Genomic DNA, 23,520 nt, shown 5'->3' with positions numbered 1-23,520 from the left:
CGAGACCGAGCATCCGCCGTTCGCGGCCCGGCTCGCGTCCGAGCGGCCGCCGCGTCCGCGACGAAGTCGCCAGAGGCGGTCGCTCGGACGCGAGCCACAAGGGGGCCGCGAACACGCCGCGACGCAGTCGCGGCAAATCCAGCACAGTACTGTGGTGAGGCACCTATTTCGAGATGGAGCACAGCAGACGTGACCAGGTTCGACAGCATCGAGCGCGCAGTCGCCGATATCGCCGCCGGTAAGGCGGTCGTCGTCGTCGACGACGAGGACCGCGAGAACGAGGGCGACCTCATCTTCGCGGCGGAGAAGGCCACCCCGGAACTGGTCGCCTTCATGATCCGCTACACGTCCGGTTACATCTGCGTGCCGCTCACCGGCGACGACTGCGATCGGCTCGGCCTGCCGCCGATGTACGCGATGAACCAGGACAAGCACGGCACCGCCTACACCGTCTCGGTGGACGCGCGCGAGGGTGTCACGACCGGTATCTCCGGCGCCGACCGCGCCACCACGATGCGGTTGCTGGCCGACGCCGACGCGAAGGCCGACGATTTCACCAGGCCCGGCCATGTGGTGCCGTTGCGCGCCAAGGATGGTGGTGTGCTGCGCAGGCCGGGTCACACCGAGGCCGCGGTGGATCTGGCACGCATGGCCGGCTTGCGTCCGGCGGGCGTGATCTGCGAGATCGTCAGCCAGAAGGACGAGGGCCACATGGCCCGGACCGAGGAGTTGCGCGTCTTCGCCGACGAGCACGAGCTCGCGCTGATCTCGATCGCGGACATGATCGCGTGGCGGCGCAGGCACGAGAAGCATGTGGTGCGCGTGGCCGAGGCGCGCATCCCCACCGCGCACGGCGAGTTCATGGCCGTCGGCTATCAGAGCATCTACGACGAGGTCGAGCACGTCGCGCTGGTGCGTGGCGACATCACCGACGGCGACGACATCCTGGTCCGCGTGCACTCGGAGTGCCTGACCGGTGACGTGTTCGGATCGTTGCGCTGCGACTGCGGTCCGCAGCTGGATGCCGCGTTGGAGATGGTGGCGGCCGAGGGGCGCGGTGTCGTGCTGTACATGCGCGGTCACGAAGGCCGCGGCATCGGCCTGATGCACAAGTTGCAGGCCTACCAGCTGCAGGACTCCGGCCACGACACGGTCGACGCGAATCTCGAACTCGGCCTGCCCGCGGATGCCCGCGATTACGGCACCGGCGCGCAGATCCTGGTGGATCTGGGCATCCGGTCGATGCGATTGCTCACCAACAATCCGGCCAAGCGGGTCGGCTTGGACGGCTACGGCCTGCGGATCACCGAGCGGGTGCCGATGCCGTTGCGCGCGAACGCGGAGAACCTGCGCTACCTGCGCACCAAGCGGGACCGAATGGGTCACGACCTGATCGGCCTCGACGAGCTGGATCTCGGCGAGACCGCCCACTGAACTGCGAACAGACTCCGAAAGGCGGACATCGATGAGCGGTACCGGGGTACCGACTTTCGCGCTGGCGGACGCCAAGGACCTCTCCTTGGGCATCGTCGCCTCGCGCTGGCACACCCAGATCTGCGACACCTTGCTGGCGAACGCAGAGCGGGTGGCCAAGGACGCGGGCGTCCAGCAGATCACGGTGGTGCGCTGCGCGGGTGCGATGGAGCTGCCCGTGGTGGCCCAGGAGCTGGCCAAGTCGCATGACGCGGTGGTGGCGCTCGGTGTGGTGATCCGCGGTGACACCCCGCATTTCGAGTACGTCTGCGACGCGGTGACCGCGGGGCTCACCCGGGTTTCGCTGGACGAGGGCACGCCGGTCGCGAACGGAGTGCTCACCACCAACAACGAGCGGCAGGCCCTGGATCGGGCCGGGCTGCCGGAGTCCCAAGAGAACAAGGGCGAGCAGGCGGCCGCCGCGGCGCTGGACGCCGCGCTGACACTGCGCGCTCTGCGACAGTCCGCGTAGCGATGCCGGTCGTTCGCATCTTTCGCAGGAATGTGGGCCCGGCCGACGACACGTCGGAGTGGGATTTCGAGGTGCGGCCCCGGCGCGCGGTGCGGACGGCCTGGATCGCGGCGGTGCTGGTGGCGGCCGCGTTCACCGTGGGTGGTGTCTGGCTGCGCACCGGGTCTACCGGCGTCAACTTCCGGGTGGCCGATCAGCTCGCGATGATCGGGATCGGTGTGCTCGGCGCCGCGGCCGTGCTGTTACTGACCAGGCCACGGGTGCGGGTCGGCGCGCGGGGCGTGTCGGTGCGAAATATTCTGGGCGACAAAGATTTTCCCTGGGACTATATCCGAGGCGTGTCGTTCCCGGATCGGAAGTCCTGGGCGCGCCTGGAGTTGGTCGACGACGACTACGTCCCGCTGCTGGCGATCCGCTCGAACGACAAGGAGCACGCGGCGCGGGCGATGGCCCGGTTGCGGGAACTGGGCGCGAAATATTCCGGGAGGAAGTGATCGGGTGCGGTGTGCGGCCATCCGGCTCGCGCGGCCCCGCGTGCTGATCTAACCTCGCCGCCATGGAGCCAGGTGCGTTCGTCCTCGCGGCGGCTTTCGCCGACGATCCACTGATGACCTACTTCTGGCCGGGAGCGTCACGGCGGCGGAAAGCGTTGCCGCCGTTCTGGGATTCGCGCATCGCGTCGCGCCGGGAGAACGGTCTGGTCGACCTCGCGCACGACGCGGAGGGCAACCTCGCCTGTGTGGCGCTGTGGGAACCGGCGCACGTGGTGTCACCGACGGCGAAGCCGTTGACCTTACTGCGCGCCTTGGGGTCGAGCACCGCTCGGGCGCTGGCCGCCGGGCGGCACATGGAGCATGCGCGACCGGCGGCACCGCATCTGTATCTGGCCGCCATCGGGACGTTGCCCCGCGCACAGGGCCGGGGACTGGCGAGCGCGCTGCTCGAGCGTCGGTTGGCGGCGGCCGAGGAGGACTGTTTCCTCATCTCGAACACCAGCGGCACGGTGCCCTTCTACGAGCGATTCGGTTTCGTGCGGCAAGGTGAGCTGCCGATCGGCCGAGGTCCGATCGTGTATCCCATGGTCCGGAGTAAATAGCCGCAGTGCGCCCCGGCGGGCACGCCGATCACTCGATGTGCCACAGCCGGGACGCGGACGGGCGGTCGCGACCGAGCCCGCTGGTTCGATCAATGCGTATCGCCGAGGACCGCGCCTTCTCGTCGCGGATCCGCGCCGCCGATCCAGCCGTCGGAGCCGTTGCGTTTCAAGGCGCTGAGGCCGCTGGACTGGGGCGCCACCGAGACCTGATGGCCCAGTTGGCGCAACCGCAGCACCAGCGGGTCGTGGTCGCCGTTGTCGGTGGCGTTGATCGCCGGATGCTCGCCGCCGATACCGGTGGACGGACTGTTGCCAGCGCCGAACGCGACCGCGGAGACCGCCTGCTGCGGATCCAGGCCCCAGTCGAACATGTTGACCAGCGTTTTCACCACGAACTGGATGATCACCGAACCGCCGGGCGAGCCCGCGACATGCGTGAGTTCGCCGCGCGAGCCGTCGGGCGCCTTGCCGAAGATCAGCGTCGGGCTCATGGAGCTGCGCGGGCGCTTGCCCGGCTGGACCCGGTTGGCCATCGGCACGCCGTCGGCGCCGAGCGGGTCGGCGTTGAAGTCGGTGAGCTGATTGTTCAGCACGAAGCCGTCGACCAGGTGGAACGAACCGAACGCCGACTCCACGGTGGTGGTCATCGCCGCGGCGTTGCCGTACTTGTCGACCACCGAGATGTGGCTGGTGCCGTGCTCGGGCGGTTGCGGGCCGACGCCGAGCGGCACGGGGCCGAAGTCACCCGGCTGCGCGGTGCCCATGCTGCGGTTCGGATCGATCAGCCCGGCACGCTGTCGCAGATAGTCGCGATTCAGCAAGGTTTGCGCCGAATTGCCCGGCAGCGGCACGAAATCCGTGTCGGCCACGTACTTGTTGCGATCGGCGTAGGCGAGGCGTTCGGCCTCCGTGATCAAGTGCACGGCCTGGGCGTTGGGCTTGCCGCCGTTGCGGTCGATGCTGTCCGGACGCAGGGCGGCCAGGTCGAAGTTCTCCAGGATGCCCAAGGCCGCGGCGACGGTGATGCCGCCCGACGAGGGACTCGGCATGCCGCAGAGTTCGTGCTCGCGGTAGCTCGTGCACAGCGCGGTGCGCTTCTTCGCCTGGTAACCGGCCAAGTCCTGGGTGGCGATCAGGCCGGGAGTGCGCCCGCCGGAGGCCCGGCCCGCGGCCGCGACGATGTCCTGGGCGACGGCGCCGGTGTAGAAGGCCTGCGCGCCCTCGGTGGCGACGGCGCCGAGCGTCTTGGCCATGGCGGGGTTGGTCAGGACGGTGTCGGCGGCCTTCGGGCTACCGTCCGGGTTGAGGAAATACGCCTTGGCGTCTTCGTCCGCGGCCAGGTCCTTGGCCGACTCCGCGATCTGTCCCGCGAGGCGGGGACTGATCGGGAAGCCCTGATCTGCCAGTCCGATGGCGGGGTCGAACAGTTCGCGCCACGCGGTCTTGCCGTGGTCGTGGTGCGCCAGTTCGAGCATCCGAAGTACGCCGGGCACGCCGATGGAGCGGCCGCTGGCCCGCGTGTTCGGCTTGGGTTCGGTGCGATCGATGTCGCTGATCCAGCGCAGATAGTTCTCGGTGGCCGCGGCGGGCGCCACCTCGCGGCCGTCGTAGGCGTCCACGGACTTGGTGTTCGCGTCGTAGTAGACCAGGAACGCACCGCCGCCGATGCCGGACGCCTGCGGCTCGACCAGGCCGAGCACCGTCTGCGCCGCGATCAGCGCGTCGGCCGCGGTGCCACCGTCGCGCAGCACCTCACACGCGGCTTTCGTCGACAGCGGGTTCGCCGTGGACACCGCGAAGGTATGTGTACGCACCGGCGTCATGTTCGCGCGATAGCCGGTCGCTATCTCCGGGTTGGTGCTGAGATCCTTGGTGCCGCTGCCCGCGGGCCCCGCCGCGGTGGCCGACACCGGTGTGCCGTTCGGCACCGTCTCGCAGACGCCGCCCGCCTGGCTTTCGCCGGACGAGCAGGCGGTGGCCATGCCGACGGTTAGTGCGAACGCCGCCGCCGCGGCGACCCAAGTTCCTCGCTTGCGCCCCATGCCGGGACTCTAACGCTCGGTACCGACAGCCGCGCCGGTTTCCTTCCCACCGGCGAAATCCCCCTGGCCGCAGCGTGTGTCGAGGTCGAGACGGTATGGGTGGTCGCCGCGTGCACCGGCGGTGCGCCATGCTCGGCCGGTAGGCTGGGCCGAGTGGCGATCGAGGCGGTGCTGTTCGACTTCTCCGGGACCTTGTTCCGCCTGGAGGCCGACGAATCCTGGTACGCGGACCTGACGCGGCCGGACGGGCAGGCGTTCGACGTGGACGAGAAGGCCGAGATCATGCGGCGGATGACGGCGCCGGTCCACCACGTCATCGAATTCGACGACGAGACGCAGTACGCCTGGGACCACCGCGACCTGGACCCCGCGCTGCATCGCAAGGTGATGATGAAGGTGCTGCGCACATCGGGAGTGCCCACCGACGAGGACGCCGAACGACTGTACGCCCGGCTGCTGGACCCGCTGGAGTGGACGCCGTACCCCGACAGCGAAGCCGTCCTCGATCTGCTTGCGGCGCAGGGTGTTCCGGTCGCGGTGGTGAGCAATATCCCGTTCGACATCCGTCCGTCGTTCGCGGCGCGCGGCTGGGATCGGCTGGTCGGCGCGTTCACCCTCTCCTACGAGGTCGGTGTCATGAAGCCCGATCCGGAGATCTTCCGTTCCGCCTTGGGCGAACTGGGTGTGGCCGCCGAGTCCGCGCTGATGATCGGCGACAGCGCCGAGGCCGACGGCGGCGCCGAGGCGCTGGGCAGCCGCTTCGCTCTGGTCGAGGCCCTGCCCACCACCGAGCGCCCGGACGCGCTGCTGGCCGCGTTGCGGCGGCACGGTCTCGTGGAGTAACCCGCGCGGATCCCGCCCGGTTCATTTGCCGAAGTCCGAGTTGTGCAGGACATCACCGTGTTACGGTGCGATTCCGGCGTGTTCGAAGGTGCGCCGGAAGGTTCGGTACCAACGGGGGTACGGCTGTGAGCTTGGCGTTCTCCGGTGAGGAGCCCTCCGTCGGCGTGGAAACGGCCATGCCGGCGGCGGTTCGGGACGTGCGGGAAGCCGTCGCCGGGATGGCGGGATTCGGACTCGCCTATCCCGTGCTGATGAATCTGACGCGCGGCGGCGACGCGGCCGCCACGGCATCCACCCAGTTCTGCGTCGCGTGGGCGCTGGGGCTGCTCGTGCTCGGATTCGCCGAGGGCGCGCCGGCCGTCCGCAAGCTGACGATCGCGCTGGCGCTCCTGCAGGCGGTCGTCGGGTGCTGGGCGATCAGGGACCTCGCGAGCGTCCCGCCCGTCGTCGGCGTCGTCGCCGCGGGGTACTCGGTGGCTACCTCGGTGGCCGTCGTGCACCTGCTGTGCCGTCCGGAAGCCAAGGGCTGGTTCGGCGTCCCCGTGCCATGACCGCAGCCGGGAGCCGCCGTCGGCCGGGCTGTCGGTCCCGGTCTATACGCTGGATGGGTGGCAGATCCAGCGACGTACCGGCCCGCGCCGGGCACGATCCCCGTCGAACCCGGTGTCTACAAATTCCGGGACGCCCATCGGCAGGTCATCTACGTCGGCAAGGCCAAGAGCCTGCGCAGCAGGCTGAACTCGTATTTCGCCGACGTCGCCGGGCTGCATCCACGCACAAGGCAGATGGTCACCACGGCCGCGAGCGTCGAGTGGACGGTCGTCTCCACCGAGGTGGAGGCGCTGCAGCTGGAATACAACTGGATCAAGGAGTTCGATCCGCGCTTCAACGTCCGCTACCGCGACGACAAGTCCTACCCGGTACTCGCCGTCACCTTGAACGAGGAATATCCGCGGTTGTTCGTCTACCGCGGCGCGCGCCGCAAAGGCGTCCGCTATTTCGGCCCCTTCGCGCACGCTTGGGCCATCCGCGAGACGCTCGATCTGCTGCTGCGGGTGTTTCCCGCGCGCACCTGCTCCAACGGAGTCTTCCGGCGGCATAGTCAGATCGGGCGCCCCTGCCTGCTCGGCTACATCGACAAATGCTCGGCCCCGTGCGTCGGGCGGGTGAGCGCCGAAGAACACCGCGCGATCGTCGACGACTTCTGCGACTTCCTCGCAGGCCGCACCGATCGCTTGGTCCGGGAGCTGGAGCGCCGCATGCACGCGGCCGCCGAAGACCTGGACTTCGAGACCGCCGCCCGGCTGCGTGACGACGTCCAGGCGCTGCGCCGCGCGCTGGAGAAGCAGGCGGTGGTGCTCGGCACGGGCACCGACGCCGACGTCATCGCCTTCGCCACCGACGAACTGGAAGTGGCGGTGCAGGTCTTCCATGTGCGCGACGGCCGAGTGCGCGGCCAGCGCGGCTGGGTGGTCGACAAGTCGGGCGACGCGGTCGACGTCCCGGAGGCGGGCGGGGAACTCGCTGCGCTGGTCGAGCAGTTCCTCACTCAGTTCTACGGCGAGCAGGTCGCGGTGGCCGAGCAGGCGGCCGACGAGCAGCCCGCCGCCGTGGTGCCCCGGGAAGTACTCGTGCCCGAGTTGCCCGCCGACGTCGAGCAGATCCAGCAGTGGTTGTCGGACCTGCGCGGTTCGGCGGTGAAGCTGCGCGTGCCCCAGCGCGGGGACAAGAAGGCGCTGGCCGAGACCGTGCAGCGCAACGCGATGGAGGCGCTGGCCCAGCACAAGCTGAAGCGAGCGGGCGATCTGACGTCGAGATCGCAAGCGCTGCAAGAGATCCAGGACGCCCTCGAGCTGGACACCGCGCCGCTGCGCATCGAGTGCGTCGACGTCAGCCACGTGCAGGGGACCGATGTGGTCGCCTCGCTCGTGGTCTTCGAGGACGGTCTGGCCCGCAAGTCGGAGTACCGCCACTACACGATCCGGGAGGCGGCGGGCGAAGGCCGCTCCGACGACGTCGGCAGCATCGCCGAGGTGACCCGCCGCCGGTTCCTCAAGTTGCGTCGCGAGCGCGACATGATGGAGCACGAGGACCTCGCCGCGACCGGAAGCGACGACGACGCGCTGGACCTCACCTCCCGTCCCGGCATCGATCCCAGCACCGGACGCCCGCGCAAGTTCTCCTATCCGCCCAACCTGTTCGTCGTCGACGGCGGCGCGCCCCAGGTCGCCGCGGCGGCCGAGGTGCTCGACGAGCTGGGCATCACCGATGTCGCGGTGGTCGGCCTGGCCAAACGGCTCGAGGAGGTGTGGGTGCCCGGCGAGAGCGACCCGGTGATCCTGCCGCGCACGAGCGAGGCGCTGTATCTGCTGCAACGGGTCCGCGACGAGGCGCACCGCTTCGCCATCACGTTCCATCGCAGCAAACGCTCCCGCCGGATGACCGCTTCGGCCCTGGACTCGGTGCCGGGGCTCGGAACGGCGCGCCGGACCGCGCTGGTCACCCATTTCGGATCGGTGGCCAAGCTGAAGCAGGCCACGGTCGAGGAGATCACCGAGGTGCCCGGCATCGGGTTGGCGACCGCGAAAGCGGTCCTTGCGGCGCTCGAGTCCGAATAGTCAGTCGACAGTGCACCGGAAGTTTCGGTTTCGCGTACGTTGTGTCTGCGGCAGATACCGAAACCGGTGCGCGATGATCGGAAGGCACCCCAGAGACGGATCCGGTAGGACATGACACGCGTCGAATCGAACAGCAGTGCGGGCAACCCGCCGACGAGCGCGGGACGAGTGGCCTCGTCCAGCGCCGTCGGCGGGGCGAACCCGCAGGTCGAGGTCGTGATCGTGACCGGGCTCTCTGGCGCGGGCCGAGGCACCGCCGCCCGTGTGCTCGAGGACCTCGGCTGGTACGTGGCCGACAACCTGCCCCCAGAGCTGTTCGGGCGGATGGTGGAGCTGGGTGCCTCCGCCAAGCCGCCGATCCGCCGTCTCGCGCTGGTCATGGACGTGCGCAGCCGGTTCTTCACCGGTGATCTGTCGGTGGTCACCGAGCAGTTGCGGACGCTCGGCGTGCGCACCAGGGTCCTCTTCCTCGAGGCATCCGATGACGTGCTGATCCGCCGTTTCGGTTTCGCGCGGCGGAGGCATCCGCTGCAGAGCGAGAGCAAGGACGGCACGCTGTCGGCAGGCATCGCCGCCGAGCGGGTGCGGCTGTCCGCCGTGAAGGCCGCCGCCGACCTGGTGATCGACACCACCGAGCTGTCCATCCATCAGCTGCACCGCAAGATGGAGGAGGCCTACGGCGGCGGCGCGCCCTCCGCGTTGCAGCTCACCGTGCAGTCGTTCGGCTTCAAGTACGGAGTTCCGCTGGACGCCGACATGGTGTTAGATGTCCGTTTTCTACCCAATCCGCATTGGATACCGGAGTTGCGGGAACATACCGGTCAGGAGACGGTGGTCAGCGAGTACGTGCTGTCGCGTCCCGGTGCGGAGGATTACCTGCGTACCTGCCACCACCTGGTCGAGCTGACCACGAACGGTTACCGCCAAGAGGGGAAGCGATACATGACGGTCGCAGTGGGCTGCACCGGAGGCAAGCACCGGAGCGTCGCGATTGCCGAGGCACTGGGCGAGTTGATGAGCGAGGTCACCGGCGGCGCGGAGGAGTCCGCCGACGTGGTCCGGGTCGTGCATCGAGATCTGGGGCGAGAATGACCGGTTGGGAATCCAATCCCAGCATCGTCGCGCTGGGTGGCGGACACGGCCTGTACGCGACACTGACCGCGGTGCGGCGGCTGACCAGGAAGATCTGCGCGGTGGTCACCGTCGCCGACGACGGCGGCTCCTCGGGGCGACTACGCGCCGAGTTGGGGGTGCTGCCGCCGGGCGATCTCCGGATGGCGCTGGCCGCTTTGGCCGCGGACGCCGACGGCGTCTGGACGCGGACCGTGCAGCATCGGTTCGGCGGAACCGGCGCGCTGGCCGGGCACTCCGTGGGCAACCTGATCCTGGCCGGGCTCACCGAGGTGCTCGGCGATCCGGTGGCCGCCCTGGACGAAGTCGCCCGCATGTTGCGCATCACCGGCCGGGTGCTGCCCATGTCGCCGATCGCGCTGGACATCGAGGCGGATGTATCCGGGCTGGAGGCCGATCCGCGGGTGAGCCGGTGCATTCGCGGCCAAGTTGCCATCGCCACCACGCCGGGTAAGGTGCGGCGGGTGCGGCTGATTCCGTCCGATCCACCGGCCGGTCCGGAGGCGACCTCGGCGATCGAACACGCCGATGTCGTGGTGCTGGGCCCGGGATCGTGGTTCACCAGCGTGATTCCGCACGTCCTCATCCCCGAGCTACGGGAGGCCCTGGTGTACACCAGGGCGCGGAAAGTGCTGGTGCTCAATCTCGCCGCGGAGCCGGGGGAGACCGCGGGGTTCTCCGCGGAGCGGCATTTGCATGTATTGTCCCAGCACGCACCGGAATTCGTCGTCGATGAGGTGCTGGTCGATTCCGGCTGCGTGCCGGAGGGCCGCGAGCGGGAACATGTGGCCAGGGCTGCCGAACAGTTGCGGGCACGAGTAACCTTCTCCGATGTCGCCGAAGCGGGAACGGACCGGCATCACCCCGGAAAGCTTGCCGCCGCACTGGATCAACTGATCCGGCAACCTCGGCCGCAAATGGCAGGGCTTCGAGTCGAGGGACGGCACATGGGTCAGGATGTGCGTTCCGGGTTGGGTGGAAAGGAGCGCGTCCCGTGGCGATGACAGCCGATGTAAAAGACGAGCTGAGCAGGCTCACGGTGTCGCAGGTGAGTTCCCGCAAGGCGGAACTGTCCGCTCTGCTGCGTTTCGCGGGTGGCCTGCACATCGTCGGCGGCCGGGTGATCGTCGAGGCCGAGGTGGACATGGGGTCCATCGCGCGCAGGCTGCGCCGGGAGATCTTCGAGCTCTACGGCTATGGCTCCGACGTGCACGTGCTCGGCGCGGGTGGACTGCGCAAGACCTCCCGGTACGTGGTGCGGGTGTCGAAGGAGGGCGAGGCGCTGGCCCGGCAGACCGGTCTGCTCGATGTCCGCGGCCGTCCGGTGCGCGGCCTGCCCGCGCAGGTGGTCGGCGGCAGCATCGCCGACGCCGAAGCCGCTTGGCGCGGTGCGTTTCTCGCCCACGGCTCGCTCACCGAGCCCGGACGTTCCTCGGCCCTCGAGGTCAGCTGCCCCGGCCCCGAGGCGGCGCTGGCGCTGGTCGGCGCGGCCCGTCGGCTCGGCATCACGGCCAAGGCGCGGGAGGTACGCGGCACCGATCGCGTGGTGGTGCGCGACGGTGAGGCGATCGGCGCGCTGCTGACCAGGATGGGCGCGCACGGCACCAGGATGGTGTGGGAGGAGCGCAGGCTGCGCCGCGAGGTGCGCGCGACCGCGAATCGGCTGGCCAACTTCGACGACGCCAATCTGCGCCGCTCGGCGCGTGCCGCGGTCGCCGCGGCGGCGCGGGTGGAACGCGCGCTGGAGATCCTCAGCGACGACGTGCCCGATCATCTCGCCGCCGCAGGCCGGTTGCGAGTGCAGCACCGGCAGGCCTCGCTGGAGGAACTCGGCCAGCTCGCCGATCCGCCGATGACGAAAGACGCTGTCGCGGGCCGCATCCGGCGGCTGCTGTCGATGGCCGACCGGCGGGCCAAGGAACTGGGCGTACCGGACACCGAATCGGCCGTCACGGCCGAACTGCTCGACGAAGCCTGAGCTCACGTTTCCCGCGATCCCCGCGCCGCCCCCGGCGCGGGGATCGCGGCGTTTCCGGCGGCCGGAACTCGTCCTGGTCGGGCGTCTGACCAGGCAACCCCGCGCTCACGAAAGCCAGGTGCGTGTCGGAGAGGTCACGGCAGGACGTTAGTGTGAGTGGACATCGGAATGATCCGCTGGAAAGTTGAGGAGCGATAACGTGACTGTCCGTGTAGGCATCAACGGCTTCGGTCGTATCGGACGTAACTTCTTCCGGGCGGTGGAGGCGCAGAAGGCGCTCGGCACCACCGACATCGAGATCGTCGCGGTCAACGACCTCACCGACAACGCGACCCTCGCGACCCTGCTCAAGTACGACTCGATCCTGGGCCGTCTGCCCCAGGACGTCTCGCTCGACGGCGACGACACCATCGTGGTGGGCGACCAGCGGATCAAGGCGCTGGCCATCAAGGAGGGCCCCGCCGCGCTGCCCTGGGGTGACCTGGGCGTCGACGTGGTCGTCGAGTCCACCGGCATCTTCACCGATGCCACCAAGGCCAAGGGCCACCTGGCCGCGGGCGCCAAGAAGGTGATCATCTCCGCGCCGGCCAAGGGCGAGGACATCACCATCGTCATGGGCGTCAACGACGACAAGTACGACGGCAGCCAGAACATCATCTCCAACGCCTCGTGCACCACCAACTGCCTCGGCCCGCTGGCCAAGGTGCTCAACGACGAGTTCGGCATCGAGCACGGCCTGATGACCACCATCCACGCCTACACCCAGGACCAGAACCTGCAGGACGGCCCGCACAGCGACCTGCGCCGCGCCCGCGCCGCCGCGCTGAACATTGTGCCCACCGGCACCGGCGCCGCCAAGGCCATCGGCTTGGTGCTGCCCGAGCTGCAGGGCAAGCTGGACGGCTACGCGCTGCGCGTCCCGGTGCCGACGGGCTCGGTCACCGACCTGACCGCCACCCTGCGCAAGTCGGCCTCGATCGAGGAGATCAACGCCGCCTACAAGGCCGCCGCCGAGGGCCCGCTGAAGGGCATCCTGAAGTACAACACCGACCCGATCGTCTCCAGCGACATCGTCACCGACCCGGCCTCCTCGATCTACGACGCGCCGCTCACCAAGGTGATCGACAACCAGGTCAAGGTTGTGTCCTGGTACGACAACGAGTGGGGCTACTCCAACCGTCTCGCCGATCTCATCGGCCTCGTCGGCAAGTCGCTCTGACGCGCATGGCTGTCAAGACACTCGCGGATCTGCTCGACGAGGGTGTCGAGGGCCGGGGCGTACTGGTGCGCTCCGATCTGAACGTGCCCCTCGACGACAAGGGACAGATCACCGACCCGGGCCGCATCATCGCCTCGGCGCCGACCATCAAGGCGCTCGCCGAAGCGGGCGCCAAAGTCGTCGTGACCGCGCACCTCGGCAGGCCGAAGGGCGGACCGGACCCGAAGCTTTCGCTGGCGCCGGTGGCCGCCAGGCTCGCCGAGGAGCTGGGCCGCAACGTGCAGCTCGCCGGTGACGTGGTGGGCCAGGACGCGCTCGCGCGGTCCGAGGGCCTCACCGACGGCGACGTGCTGCTGCTGGAGAACATCCGCTTCGACCCGCGCGAGACCAGCAAGGACGACGCCGACCGGGCCAAGCTGGCCGCGGCGCTGGTCGAGCTGGTCGGCGACGACGGCGCGTTCGTCTCCGACGGGTTCGGTGTGGTGCACCGCAAGCAGGCGTCGGTGTACGACGTCGCGCAGTCGCTGCCGCACTACGCGGGCAAGCTGGTCGCGGCCGAGGTCGAGGTACTGGCCAAGCTGACCGAGACGCCGGACCGGCCGTACGCGGTCGTGCTCGGCGGATCCAAGGTCTCCGACAAACTGGCGGTCATCGAAGCGCTCGCGCCGAAGGTCGACACGCTGGTGATCGGCGGCGGCATGTGCTTTACCTTCCTTGCCGCACAGGGCCTTTCGGTAGGCGCCTCGCTGTTGCAGCAAGAGATGGTCGACACCTGCAAGCGGCTGCTCGAGCAGTACGCCGACGTCATCCACCTGCCACGCGACATCGTGGTGGCCGACAAGTTCGCCGCGGACGCGGAGACGAAGGTCGTGCCCGCGCACGAGATCCCGGACGGCTGGCTGGGCCTGGACATCGGCCCGGATTCGGTTGACCGCTTCTCGGCGCTGCTGACCGAGGCGCGGACCGTGTTCTGGAACGGGCCGATGGGCGTGTTCGAGTTCGAGAAGTTCGCCGCGGGCACCCGCGGGGTGGCCGAGGCGATCGTGACGGCCACCGGCAAGGGCGCGTTCACCGTGGTCGGCGGCGGCGACTCGGCCGCGGCCGTGCGGGCGCTCGGCCTGCCCGAGGACGGCTTCTCGCACATCTCCACCGGTGGCGGCGCGTCGCTGGAGTACCTGGAGGGCAAAGAACTGCCCGGTATCGCGGTGTTGGAGGGCTGAGCATGGCACGCAAACCGCTCATCGCGGGCAACTGGAAGATGAACCTCAATCACCTCGAGGCCATCGCCCTGGTGCAGAAGATCGCATTCGCCCTGCCGGAGAAGTACTTCGACAAGGTGGACGTGGCGGTGATCCCGCCGTTCACCGACCTTCGCAGCGTGCAGACGCTGGTCGAAGGGGACAAGCTCCTGCTCACCTACGGTGGCCAGGACGTCTCGGTGCACGAGTCGGGCGCCTACACGGGCGAGATCAGCGCGAGCATGCTCGCCAAGCTGGGGTGCGCCTTCGTCGTGGTCGGGCACTCCGAACGGCGGCAGTACCACAACGAGGACGACGCCACGGTGCTGGCCAAGGCCAAGCAGGCGCTGAAGCACGGGATCACCCCGATCGTGTGCATCGGCGAGGGCTTGAACGTCCGCGAGGCGGGCACGCACGTCGAGTACAACCTCGAGCAACTGCGCGGTTCGCTGAAAGGCCTGACGGCGGAAGAGATCTCGAAGGTCGTCATCGCCTACGAGCCGGTGTGGGCGATCGGCACCGGCAAGGTCGCCACCCCCGCCGACGCGCAAGAGGTCTGCGGCGCGATCCGCGGGGAACTCGAGAAGCTCGCCTCGCCGGAGGTCGCGGCGGGCGTCCGCGTGCTCTACGGCGGGTCGGTGAACGCCAAGAACGTCGGAGAACTGGTCGCGCAGAGCGACATCGACGGCGCGCTGGTCGGCGGCGCTTCGCTCAAGGGTGACGAATTCGCCACTCTCTCCGCCATCGCCGCGGGCGGCCCCCTGCCCTGATACGGCGCTACACGCGACAGCCCGGTATCGCCGCTCCCGCGATGCCGGGCTGTTCGGCGTTTCCCAACGGTGAACCGCGGGCGCCATCCGGCCATGCGATGATAACGCAGCTCGATTCGCCAGTCGGACAAGGATTTCCGTGATAGCACGCAAGCTGTACGCCGCACTCCCGGTCGCGCTCGTCGCGCTGGCCACCCTCGCCGGCTGTTCCGGGGACGCCTCGCATGACGATCACGCCCACCGAGACGCGACGCAGGCCACCCCGGCAGCGGTGCAGCCGCAGCAGCAGGACGCCGGGCACCGCAGGCTGAACCAGCTCGTGGGGGAGTGGAAGGGCGAGAAGTCGACCTACATCGCGGGCGGCACGGCGGAGAACCCGATCCGAAGCGAGATAGTCTCGCGGTGGGTATGGATCGCCGAGACCGGCGGCAATTTCCTGCGGGAGGAAGCGACGGGAGTCTTCGGCGACAAGCCGTACTATCGGCTCGGTTTGCTGGGATTCGCACCGACGGATAACCGCTACGAGTGGACGACCGTCGACAGCGTCACGCCGATGACGATGAGTTACAAGGGCGCGAAGAACAGTGGCGGCGACACCGATATCGTCATGGCCGGGGAATTCACCGACCCCGGTGTGCTCGGGCCGCAGTTCGTCGGCAAGACCATCCCTATGCGCACGGTGATCCGGCCGGAGTCGGCCGATCGGGTGGTGATGGAGATCTACTTCGCGCCGCCCGGCGAGGCGGAGCGGGTCGCCGATCGCGTGGTACTCACGCGGAAGAAGTAGCGGGCACGTTCACTGCGCGTGCAGGACCAGTCCCGCGCCGTTGTCGTTGCGCACGGTAAGCGTGTCGGCGTCCACCGTGGCGGTGGTCTTGCCGTCCAGGGCTTTCAGAACGGCCTGCTCGACCTCCATCACCTCCGGCGAGCACATCATCTTCGTGGTGGCGATCCGGAAGGTGATCCGGGTGCCGGACACCTCGGCGCTGCCGGTCATGCGGTTGCATCCGGCGTTGCCGGAGACGCCGTTGTCCTCGGCGATGACGAGCGTCGGCTGCGCCTCGTCGAGAGCGCGTGAGCGGACCTGGCTGTTGTCGGTGATGAGCGCGGTGACCAGCCACTGCGTGCCCTCGACCGGTTTGTCCGGCTGGGCGATCTTCTTGTCGAGCAGAGTCACGGTGCGATCGGGGCTGTGCAGCGTGAGCCGGGTGTCCTCGAGCCGCCAGCTGGGCTCGGAATTCAGCAGCCCGCTGAGCCACTCGTCGGCGCCGTGCCGATCGTCCTCGCAGGCCATGAGGGTGGTGGCCAGGCCGGACACGTGGAGGACGTGGTCGTCGAAGGCGACCGCGCCGGTGAACTTGTTGCAGCCCGCGTCCGCAGCGATGCGGCTGTCGGTGAAACCGAGCGTCAGCGGACCGCCCCCGGGAATCGGAGCGCCCTGGACATCGGTCGAGAGGAAGGTGCGGCCCGCCGGGGTCGGTTCGTCGGCGCCCCGCTTCGGTTCGCCGCTCGAGCACCCGGTGATCGCCCAGAGGGCGAGCAGGACGACGGGTCCCAGCCGCGCCAAGTGTGCCACCATGCGGCGATGCTACCGATGATGCGCCGTCGCACCCGGATTTCGACGGTCGCGGCGTCGATGACTCGCCCCCACGCCTCGTACTCGTACTAGCATCTGTGCCGTGCACCGATGCTTCCCCATCACCCCGCCGCGCGCCTCCTGAGCGAGGTGTAGGTATCCAGCGCGCCACCGATCGGTGAGCGCGCGCTTCTCGGCATCGCCGTGCACCTCGCTTCCGCGACCCCATCCCTTTTGTCGCAGGAGCGCGATCCTTCATGTCCTCATCTGTATCCTCGGCCGGCCGTTCCGGGCTGGTCCACCTCGTCGGCGCCGGAATCCTTTGGGGCACCGGCGGTTTACTCGGCACGCTGTTGCACCGAGCCACCGGCCTGTCGCCCGTCGCGGTCGCCACCTGCCGCCTCGCCGTCGGCGGGCTGCTGCTGGTGGTCCTGCTCGCGGGAACGCGGCGGCCGTGGCCGCGAGATCCCCTGGCGTGGCGGCGGATCGGTGCGGTGGCCGGACTCGCTGCGGTTTTCCAGGGCGCCTATTTCGGCGCCGTGACGGCGTCGTCGGTGAGCCTCGCCACATTGCTCACGATCGGCATGTCGCCGGTGGTCGTCGCCGTGCTCGAGCACTGCACCGGAAGGCGTGCGGTGGACCGGCGCAGGGCGGCGACCATCGGCATCGCCCTCTGCGGACTGGCTCTGCTGGTCGGCGTGCCGACCGGCCACGCGGGCGCGGGCGGGTTGCTGGCGGGTGCGGCGCTCGCCTCGACGGCCGCGGCGGCGTTCGCGACGGTCACCGTGATCAACGCGGCGCCGGTACCGGGGCTCGACGCGATGACCACCACGGGCCTCGGGTTCACCGGAGGCGCGCTGTTGCTGGCTCCGCTCGCGGCTACCAGCGGTGTGGCGTTCGACCTGACGCCTCGCAGCGTCGCGCTGGTGCTCTTGCTCGGGCTGGCGCCGACCGCGGTGGCCTACACCCTGTACTTCCGCGGGCTGGCGGCGGCCGGTCCAGGGATCGCCGCGGTGCTCGCCCTGCTCGAGCCGCTGACGGGGGCGGTGCTGGCGGCGGTGGTCCTGGGCGAACGCCTCACCGCGTCGGGACTGGCGGGCGCCGCCTTGCTGATCGCCGCGGTGCTGCTCGCGGCGACCCAGGCACGACCGGCGGCACAGGCGCCGGATGCGGCGTCGGGGCGGTGTCTGTCCCACGACTAAGCTTCGGCGAGTGACGACCGCCGCGACGCTCCCGATTTCCACGTGGGCGCCGCTGCGTTCTCCGATCTACCGGGCGCTGTGGGTGGCGCAATTGGTGTCGAACCTGGGCACCTGGATGCAGACCGTCGGCGCGCAGTGGATCATGGTCGACCAGCCCAATGCGGCGGCGCTGGTGTCGTTCGTGCAGACCGCGATCACGCTTCCGGTGATGCTGCTGGCCATTCCGTCCGGCGTGATCGCCGACCTGCTGGATCGGCGCAGGCTGCTGCTCGGCGCGCAATCCGCGATGGCGGTGCTGGCCATGGTCCTCGCGGTCTCGACCGCGACCGGGCACACCACGCCGGCGGTGCTGCTCACCTTGCTGTTCCTGCTCGGTTGCGGTCAGGCGCTGACCGCACCGGCCTGGCAGGCGATCCAGCCGGAACTGGTCCCGCGCGAGCAGATCCCGGCGGCGTCGGCGCTGGGCAGCATGAACATCAATATCGGAAGGGCGGTGGGTCCGGCGCTGGCCGGTGTGCTGGTGTCGCTGTCCGGGCCGACGCTGGTGTTCGGGTTGAACGCGGTGTCGTTCGTCGGCATCGTCGCGGTGCTGACGGTGTGGCGCCGCCCCGCGACCGATCGGCGCCTGCCCACCGAGCGTCCGCTGGCGGCCTTGCAGGCGGGCACCCGGTTCATCCGCGCGGCGCCCGCCATTCGCCGGGTGCTGTTGCGCTCGATCCTGTTCATCGCACCCGCCAGCGCGGTGTGGGCGCTGCTGCCGGTGATCGCGCGGGATCAACTCGGGCTGTCGTCGTCCGGGTACGGCCTCATGCTCGGCGCCCTCGGCATCGGCGCGGTCCTCGGCGCGGCGGCGCTGTCACGGTTGCGCGCGTGGTTGACCCCCACACAGCGGTTGACCACCGCCGCGATCCTGTTCGGACTGGCCACGGCGGGCACCGCGCTGCTGCACGTCGTGCCGGTGGTACTGCTGCTGCTGGTGTTCGCGGGACTGGCCTGGCTGCTGGCGATGTCCACCATGAACTCGACCATGCAGCTGCTGCTGCCGTCCTGGGTGCGTGCCCGAGGGCTGTCGGTGTATCTGCTGGTCTTCATGGGTGGGCAGGCGATCGGCTCGCTGGTCTGGGGCGTGGTCGCAGGCGCGATCGGCTCGGTGCCCGCGCTGCTGTGGGCCGCCGGGCTGCTGGCGTTCTGCGCGGTGAGCACGGTGTGGCTGCCCATCCGCAACGATCCCGAGTTGCTCGATCTCACCCCTTCGGCGTTCTGGCCGGAACCCGAGCTGGTGGTCGAACCCGATCCCGACGACGGCCCGGTGCTGATCCTGCGCGGTTACGACGTCCCGGAGGGGTGCGTCGAGGAATTCCTCACCGCCATGGCCTTCGTCGGGCGGTCCCGGCAACGCACCGGAGCGATGGAATGGCGCCTGTATCGCGACGTCGGGGTGATCGACCGGTATGTCGAGGCGTTCGTCGTGCGGTCCTGGGCCGAGCACATGCACCAGCACCAGGTCCGGCTCACCGCTCAGGACCAGCTGCGGGAAGAGGCCGTCGCGAAGTTCCGCGCCGACGAAGCGGAGCAGGTCACCCATCTGGTCGCGGTCGACCGGCGCTAGCGCCCGCCGAGTGCCTGATTCGGTGCCGTCGCATCGACCGCATACACTGTCCGGCATGCGGATGTTCCTGGATATCCTCCTGATCATCACCAGCGTGCTGCTGGTGCTGCTGGTGCTGCTGCACCGCGCCAAGGGTGGAGGTCTGTCCAGCCTGTTCGGCGGCGGCGTGCAGTCCAGCCTGTCCGGGTCCACCGTCGTGGAGAAGAACCTCGACCGCGTCACCATCTTCACCGGCCTCATCTGGCTGATCGCCATCCTCGGCATCGGCCTGGAGATCAAGTTCGCCTGATCCCGGCGGTCACCGCTCCTGCCGTCAGCGCCGCCGCGCCGAGCACCACCGCGGCGATGACGAACGCGGCGGAATAGCTCGTCCCGAGCACAGGGGCCACCATCACGGGGCCGAGGATCTGGCCCGCGCCGTAACCGGCCGTCAGCGGCGCCGCGGCGCCATCGGTCAACTCGGCGCCGACCCGCATCGCGAGCATGACGATGCCGACGAACGTCCCGCCGAACACGGCCGCCGCCGTCACCGCGGCCCAGAGCGCGCCGGACACGGCCGGGAGCACGGCCGATACGCATTGCGCCGCCAACGCGACGGGTAACAGCAGCGCCGAAGACCAGCGCCGGGCGGCCACGCTCCACAGCACGGTCGAGACCGAGGCTGCCGCGCCGACGACGATCCACATCGCCGAGCCGGCCATCGGCCCGCGTTCCGCGCTGACCGCCGCCACCGCGAAGGTTCCGATCACGATGTACCCGAGGCCTTCGAGGAAGTAGGCGACGAGCAGGGCGCGCCAGACGCGCGAGCCGCGTGCCGCACCGCGTGGGACGCGCTGCCCGGGACGAAGATCCAAGCGCCACACGGGCATCAGCAGGACCGCGGTGAGCGCCGCGGAGACCAGCCACAACATCTGCCAGGACACCACCGGCCGCAACGCCAGCACCAGCAGGCCGGTCCACGCGATGCCGAATCCGATGCCGCCGAACACTATTCCCGCCGACTGCCTGCCGCTGCCGGGACGGCTCGCGAAACCGGCGCAAGCGACGAAGATCACCGCGCTGGCGACGCCAGCGACCAGGCGCAGCACGGCGGGGAACAGGATCGGCCCCGGCGCCGCCATCAGCGCCTCGCTCGCGATCAGCAGCGCTGCCGCCGCCAGGAAGACCCTGCGGTCGTGCAGCGCCGGACGCCAGGTGAGCAGCAGCGCGCCGAGCAGATAACCGGCGTAGTTCGCGGTCGCGATCAAGGCGCCGTCGTGCGCGGTGATGCGGTGCGCGTCGACCATGAGCGGTAGCAAGGGGGTGTAGACGAAGCGCCCCACCCCCATCGCGGCGGCCAGGCCGGATGCCGCGGCCACCGCGGTAGCGCGGCCGCGGCGCTGGGGTGCGGCGAGGGCAACAGTGGTCACGGTTCGACCGTAAGAGCGCAGGGCGGCGCTCCGGAAATGCTTTCCACGCACGATGTATACGCTCGACGCATGGATATCGAGTTGCGGCATCTGCGGGCCTACCTCGCATTGTGCGAGGAGGCGAACTACACTCGCGCCGCGACCCGGCTGCACCTGAGCCAGCCCGCCTTGACCAGGACGATCCAGCAACTGGAGCGCTCGGTCGACTGCCGGTTGGTGGAGCGCACGTCCCGGCGGTTCGCGCTCACCGCGGAGGGCGCCGAATTGCTGGCCCACACCCGCCGCATCCTGGCCGACGTCGACGGGGTCGCCGCGGAACTGCGTTCGCGCGCCACGCTGGACGTCGGATTCTCCTGGTTGCTGCCGGACGCTTGGTTCGCCGCGACCCGTCGTCGTTACGAGGAACAGGGCGGCCGGATCACCCTACGGCGCGTGGACGATCCGCTCGCCGCGCTCGATGAGCGGACGGTCGATATCGCCATCTATCGCAAGGAGGCCCGGCTACCGCGTCACCTGGCGTCGCGGATCATCGCGACCGAACGGCGGGTGCTCGCGGTGGCCACCCACTCGCCGCTGGCGAGTGCGCCGCGCCTGTCCTGGTCGGAACTGGCCGATCGGCCGCTGGTGGTCAACACCGTCTCGGGCACCACCGACGCGGCGTCCTGGCAGCCGGTCGACCCGGATCGCGTCGTCATCACCTGTACGAACTTCGACGAATGGATCGAGTTGGTGGCGGCCGATCGCGGTATCGGCGTGGTGCCGGATCTGGCGCGCACCAGGGCGCCGCACCCCGGCGTGGTCTATCTGGACATCCCCGACGCGCCGCCCTCGCACGTGTACGTGGCGTGGCGCGCCAGGCCGGTCCCGCCACGCTCGGTGCAGCGCTTTCTCGGGGTGCTCTGATCACGGTCGGTCGACGCGATGAATGCGCCCGTCGATGTCGGTGAACCCGTAGTACTCGGCGAGATCCGCTACCGGCCAGGGCAACCCGGTGCGGGAGCGACGCCCCGCGTCGGTGGCGAGCGCGACGACGGCGCGGCCGGTGAAGCGCGGTGTCTGCGCGTCGCCGAGATCGAAGGTGCCCTCGCCGGGCAGCGTGACCAGCCGCCTGCCGTCGGTGCCGGCCGGAACCAATTGCAGCAGTTCGGTGTCCACGATGCCGGGCCAGAGCGAGACCACGGTGACCTCGGTACCGGCGAGGTTGTGCGCCATGTCGGCGGTGAGCCGGTCCACGGCGGATTTCGCGACGCCGTAGACCGCGTTGTGCATGTACCGGCGCGCGCCTGGCGACGAGATATTGACGATCAGCCCGCCCGACTCGATCAACAGCGGCGCGGCGAAAAAGCTTGCCACGTAATGGGATCGGACGCCCACGTCGAACGACTCGTCCCATGCCGCAGGCGGGACCTCCCAGAACGGCTTGCCCAGCCAGCGGGCCGCGGCGGGGGAGTTGTAGACGTTGTTCACCAGCACGTCCAGCCTGCCGTGCTCGGTGCGGATCAACTCGAACAGCCGCTCCACCGCGTCGTCGTCGCGGTGGTCGCACACGAACGGGATGCCGCTCCCGCCTGCGGCATCGATTTCCGCGGCCGTGGCGTGTACGGTGCCGGGTAGCCGTCCCTGCGCCGCCGAGCGGCCGGTGACGAACACCGTGGCGCCCGCGGCGCCCAGCTCCAGTGCGATGCCCTTGCCTATGCCGCGGCTGGCGCCGGTGACCACCGCGACCTTGCCTTCGAGCCTTTCGGGTATTCCGCTCACGAAACCGGAACATTACCGTGAAACGATAACGTGTTCTAGGCTTTGGAGGCCCGAGTGGAGCTGACGCATCGGTTCGTGACGACCGGCGGGGTCCGTATGCACGTCGCCGAGCAGGGAACAGGACAACCGGTGGTCTTCTGCCACGGCTTCCCGCACACCTGGTACATCTGGCACCGCCAGCTGCCCGCGATCGCGGCGGCCGGGTACCGCGCCATCGCGCCGGATCTGCGCGGTTACGGACAGACCGATGTCCCGGCCGATCCGGAGGAGTACACCAATCGCGCGGTCTGCGGTGATCTGCTCGCTCTGCTCGATGACATCGGCGCCGAGCAGGCGGTGTTCGTCGGCTTGGACTTCGGCGCGGCGCTGGTGTGGGAACTGGCGTTACGCGCGCCGGAGCGGGTGCGCGGCATCATCGTCCTGAACAATCCGTTCGCGCCACGCCCGCCGCGTGCTCCGTCGCAGCTGTGGGCCAAGGCGGCGGCCCGGCACTTCCTGCACCTGCACTACTTCCAGACCCCCGGCCCGGCGGACGAGGAACTCGGCGCACGTCCCCGGGAGTTCCTCGCCCGCGTGTACTACGCGCTGAGCGCCGACTATCACTACCTGGACACCTGGCGTTTCCCGGCGGAGGGCACCGGTTATCTCGACGTGCTGCCGGAGGCGCCCGCGCTGCCGTGGCGCTGGCTCGGCGCGGACGAGCTGGACGTGCTGACACGGGATTTCGAACGCACCGGATTCACCGGCGGACTGAACTGGTACCGCAACTTGGATCGCAACTGGGAGCTCACCGCCGACTACGCGGACGCGAAAGTCACCTCGCCCGCTTATTTCCTGTATGGCGACCGGGATCCCGACATGGAAGGTTTCAGCGGCCGCGATCCGCTGGCGACCATGCGCGGGCACGTCACCGACCTGCGCGCGGTGACCGAGATAGGCGGCGCGGGCCACCTCGTCCAGTTGGAGCGGACCGAGCAGGTGAACGCGTTGCTCACCACTCATCTCGCCCATCTGGCCGCGCATCCGGCCCGGCTTCCGGCCTGAGCCGAAACGCGTTCGGGCTCAGCGGCGTTCGGTGTCGGTGGG

General features: G+C 69.5%; 23 protein-coding genes. 19 read left to right on the top strand and 4 right to left on the bottom strand.

The annotated features are described in order from the left end of the window. Positions 1 to 189 precede the first annotated feature (189 nt). From AB0L97_RS19620 to AB0L97_RS19605, 4 genes are all read left to right on the top strand, one after another. Positions 190 to 1,434, top strand: coding sequence for a bifunctional 3,4-dihydroxy-2-butanone-4-phosphate synthase/GTP cyclohydrolase II (locus AB0L97_RS19620; RefSeq protein ID WP_355070731.1), 1,245 nt, complete (start codon positions 190 to 192; stop codon positions 1,432 to 1,434). Between the two features lie 31 nt (positions 1,435 to 1,465). Further along, positions 1,466 to 1,945, top strand: coding sequence for a 6,7-dimethyl-8-ribityllumazine synthase (gene ribH, locus AB0L97_RS19615; RefSeq protein ID WP_355070733.1), 480 nt, complete (start codon positions 1,466 to 1,468; stop codon positions 1,943 to 1,945). 2 nt (positions 1,946 to 1,947) lie between these two features. Further along, entirely contained in the window at positions 1,948 to 2,439 is a 492-nt protein-coding gene (locus AB0L97_RS19610) for a PH domain-containing protein (protein WP_355070735.1), read from the top strand. Between the two features lie 62 nt (positions 2,440 to 2,501). Then, the gene (locus AB0L97_RS19605; RefSeq protein WP_364431335.1) at positions 2,502 to 3,041 is read left to right on the top strand and encodes a GNAT family N-acetyltransferase; all 540 of its coding nucleotides are present in this window, start codon (positions 2,502 to 2,504) and stop codon (positions 3,039 to 3,041) included. Positions 3,042 to 3,130: 89 nt separating this feature from the next. On the opposite strand, the gene AB0L97_RS19600 is transcribed toward AB0L97_RS19605, so the two are convergent. Beyond that, a complete protein-coding gene (locus AB0L97_RS19600) occupies positions 3,131 to 5,023 on the bottom strand; it encodes a gamma-glutamyltransferase family protein (protein ID WP_364431367.1) in 1,893 nt (630 codons plus the stop codon). 213 nt (positions 5,024 to 5,236) lie between these two features. Here AB0L97_RS19600 and AB0L97_RS19595 point away from each other — a divergent pair, with 213 nt between their 5' ends. The 10 genes from AB0L97_RS19595 (at position 5,237) to AB0L97_RS19550 (ending at position 15,667) form a co-directional block, all read left to right on the top strand. After that, complete coding sequence (locus AB0L97_RS19595; protein WP_355070739.1) at positions 5,237 to 5,926, top strand: HAD-IA family hydrolase; 690 nt, start codon at positions 5,237 to 5,239, stop codon at positions 5,924 to 5,926. 125 nt (positions 5,927 to 6,051) lie between these two features. Next, entirely contained in the window at positions 6,052 to 6,477 is a 426-nt protein-coding gene (locus AB0L97_RS19590; protein WP_355070741.1) for a hypothetical protein, read from the top strand. A 57-nt stretch (positions 6,478 to 6,534) separates the two neighbouring features. Next, a complete protein-coding gene (uvrC, locus tag AB0L97_RS19585; protein ID WP_355070743.1) occupies positions 6,535 to 8,544 on the top strand; it encodes an excinuclease ABC subunit UvrC in 2,010 nt (669 codons plus the stop codon). A gap of 111 nt (positions 8,545 to 8,655) precedes the next feature. Further along, positions 8,656 to 9,636, top strand: a complete 981-nt coding sequence (gene rapZ, locus AB0L97_RS19580) for an RNase adapter RapZ (protein WP_355070745.1) — start codon at positions 8,656 to 8,658, stop codon at positions 9,634 to 9,636. Continuing rightward, positions 9,633 to 10,679 carry a uridine diphosphate-N-acetylglucosamine-binding protein YvcK gene (yvcK, locus tag AB0L97_RS19575; RefSeq protein ID WP_364431328.1) on the top strand — a complete coding sequence of 349 codons (1,047 nt, stop codon included), beginning with the start codon at positions 9,633 to 9,635 and terminating at the stop codon, positions 10,677 to 10,679. The genes rapZ and yvcK overlap by 4 nt, the downstream gene beginning before the upstream one ends. Then, a complete protein-coding gene (whiA, locus tag AB0L97_RS19570) occupies positions 10,670 to 11,653 on the top strand; it encodes a DNA-binding protein WhiA (RefSeq protein ID WP_043693711.1) in 984 nt (327 codons plus the stop codon). Before yvcK ends, whiA begins: the two co-directional genes overlap by 10 nt. Before the next feature lie 199 nt (positions 11,654 to 11,852). Then, positions 11,853 to 12,872 carry a type I glyceraldehyde-3-phosphate dehydrogenase gene (gap, locus tag AB0L97_RS19565; RefSeq protein WP_040867484.1) on the top strand — a complete coding sequence of 340 codons (1,020 nt, stop codon included), beginning with the start codon at positions 11,853 to 11,855 and terminating at the stop codon, positions 12,870 to 12,872. Between the two features lie 5 nt (positions 12,873 to 12,877). Further along, positions 12,878 to 14,092 carry a phosphoglycerate kinase gene (locus AB0L97_RS19560; protein WP_364431323.1) on the top strand — a complete coding sequence of 405 codons (1,215 nt, stop codon included), beginning with the start codon at positions 12,878 to 12,880 and terminating at the stop codon, positions 14,090 to 14,092. A 2-nt stretch (positions 14,093 to 14,094) separates the two neighbouring features. Beyond that, positions 14,095 to 14,880 (top strand): triose-phosphate isomerase, encoded by a 786-nt coding sequence (gene tpiA / locus AB0L97_RS19555; protein ID WP_355070754.1) that lies wholly within the window; start codon positions 14,095 to 14,097, stop codon positions 14,878 to 14,880. A gap of 139 nt (positions 14,881 to 15,019) precedes the next feature. Beyond that, a complete protein-coding gene (locus AB0L97_RS19550) occupies positions 15,020 to 15,667 on the top strand; it encodes a DUF1579 family protein (RefSeq protein WP_364431319.1) in 648 nt (215 codons plus the stop codon). Positions 15,668 to 15,676: 9 nt separating this feature from the next. Here the strand turns inward: AB0L97_RS19550 and AB0L97_RS19545 are convergent, their stop codons facing one another. Beyond that, entirely contained in the window at positions 15,677 to 16,459 is a 783-nt protein-coding gene (locus AB0L97_RS19545) for an META domain-containing protein (RefSeq protein ID WP_364431316.1), read from the bottom strand. Between the two features lie 254 nt (positions 16,460 to 16,713). On the opposite strand from AB0L97_RS19545, the gene AB0L97_RS19540 reads away from it, so the two are divergent. From AB0L97_RS19540 to secG, 3 genes are read left to right on the top strand one after another with little or no spacing between them, the layout of a single operon-like run. Beyond that, positions 16,714 to 17,658: an EamA family transporter gene (locus AB0L97_RS19540; protein WP_364431313.1), complete on the top strand. Its 945-nt coding sequence runs from the start codon at positions 16,714 to 16,716 to the stop codon at positions 17,656 to 17,658. Then, on the top strand, positions 17,624 to 19,267 hold the full coding sequence (locus AB0L97_RS19535) for an MFS transporter (RefSeq protein ID WP_355070761.1): 1,644 nt from the start codon (positions 17,624 to 17,626) through the stop codon (positions 19,265 to 19,267). The genes AB0L97_RS19540 and AB0L97_RS19535 overlap by 35 nt, the downstream gene beginning before the upstream one ends. Before the next feature lie 55 nt (positions 19,268 to 19,322). Further along, a complete protein-coding gene (gene secG / locus AB0L97_RS19530; RefSeq protein WP_014351691.1) occupies positions 19,323 to 19,556 on the top strand; it encodes a preprotein translocase subunit SecG in 234 nt (77 codons plus the stop codon). On the opposite strand, the gene AB0L97_RS19525 is transcribed toward secG, so the two are convergent. Then, positions 19,543 to 20,676, bottom strand: a complete 1,134-nt coding sequence (locus AB0L97_RS19525) for a YbfB/YjiJ family MFS transporter (RefSeq protein ID WP_364431308.1) — start codon at positions 20,674 to 20,676, stop codon at positions 19,543 to 19,545. The two genes, secG and AB0L97_RS19525, sit on opposite strands and share 14 nt — an antisense overlap. 69 nt (positions 20,677 to 20,745) lie before the next feature. Here AB0L97_RS19525 and AB0L97_RS19520 point away from each other — a divergent pair, with 69 nt between their 5' ends. After that, a complete protein-coding gene (locus AB0L97_RS19520; RefSeq protein WP_364431305.1) occupies positions 20,746 to 21,579 on the top strand; it encodes a LysR family transcriptional regulator in 834 nt (277 codons plus the stop codon). On the opposite strand, the gene AB0L97_RS19515 is transcribed toward AB0L97_RS19520, so the two are convergent. Then, positions 21,580 to 22,434 (bottom strand): SDR family NAD(P)-dependent oxidoreductase, encoded by an 855-nt coding sequence (locus AB0L97_RS19515; RefSeq protein ID WP_355070768.1) that lies wholly within the window; start codon positions 22,432 to 22,434, stop codon positions 21,580 to 21,582. It abuts the gene before it with no gap. Between the two features lie 54 nt (positions 22,435 to 22,488). On the opposite strand from AB0L97_RS19515, the gene AB0L97_RS19510 reads away from it, so the two are divergent. After that, positions 22,489 to 23,478 (top strand): alpha/beta hydrolase, encoded by a 990-nt coding sequence (locus AB0L97_RS19510; RefSeq protein WP_364431301.1) that lies wholly within the window; start codon positions 22,489 to 22,491, stop codon positions 23,476 to 23,478. Positions 23,479 to 23,520: the final 42 nt, after the last annotated feature.

Source organism: Nocardia sp. NPDC051911 (assembly GCF_040681035.1).
In the GTDB taxonomy this organism is placed as follows: domain Bacteria; phylum Actinomycetota; class Actinomycetes; order Mycobacteriales; family Mycobacteriaceae; genus Nocardia; species Nocardia sichangensis.
Note: the sequence above shows the minus strand (reverse complement) of the source record. Positions and strands in the feature narration are given on the sequence as shown.

Coding starts and splice junctions, on each gene's coding strand:
- ribH (WP_355070733.1), top strand. CDS start 1,466: ATGAGCGGTACCGGGGTACCGACTTTCGCGCTGGCGGACGCCAAGGAC.
- AB0L97_RS19610 (WP_355070735.1), top strand. CDS start 1,948: ATGCCGGTCGTTCGCATCTTTCGCAGGAATGTGGGCCCGGCCGACGAC.
- AB0L97_RS19605 (WP_364431335.1), top strand. CDS start 2,502: ATGGAGCCAGGTGCGTTCGTCCTCGCGGCGGCTTTCGCCGACGATCCA.
- AB0L97_RS19600 (WP_364431367.1), bottom strand. CDS start 5,023: ATGGCCACCGCCTGCTCGTCCGGCGAAAGCCAGGCGGGCGGCGTCTGC.
- rapZ (WP_355070745.1), top strand. CDS start 8,656: ATGACACGCGTCGAATCGAACAGCAGTGCGGGCAACCCGCCGACGAGC.
- yvcK (WP_364431328.1), top strand. CDS start 9,633: ATGACCGGTTGGGAATCCAATCCCAGCATCGTCGCGCTGGGTGGCGGA.
- AB0L97_RS19560 (WP_364431323.1), top strand. CDS start 12,878: ATGGCTGTCAAGACACTCGCGGATCTGCTCGACGAGGGTGTCGAGGGC.
- tpiA (WP_355070754.1), top strand. CDS start 14,095: ATGGCACGCAAACCGCTCATCGCGGGCAACTGGAAGATGAACCTCAAT.
- AB0L97_RS19545 (WP_364431316.1), bottom strand. CDS start 16,459: ATGGTGGCACACTTGGCGCGGCTGGGACCCGTCGTCCTGCTCGCCCTC.
- AB0L97_RS19540 (WP_364431313.1), top strand. CDS start 16,714: ATGTCCTCATCTGTATCCTCGGCCGGCCGTTCCGGGCTGGTCCACCTC.
- AB0L97_RS19535 (WP_355070761.1), top strand. CDS start 17,624: ATGCGGCGTCGGGGCGGTGTCTGTCCCACGACTAAGCTTCGGCGAGTG.
- secG (WP_014351691.1), top strand. CDS start 19,323: ATGCGGATGTTCCTGGATATCCTCCTGATCATCACCAGCGTGCTGCTG.
- AB0L97_RS19520 (WP_364431305.1), top strand. CDS start 20,746: ATGGATATCGAGTTGCGGCATCTGCGGGCCTACCTCGCATTGTGCGAG.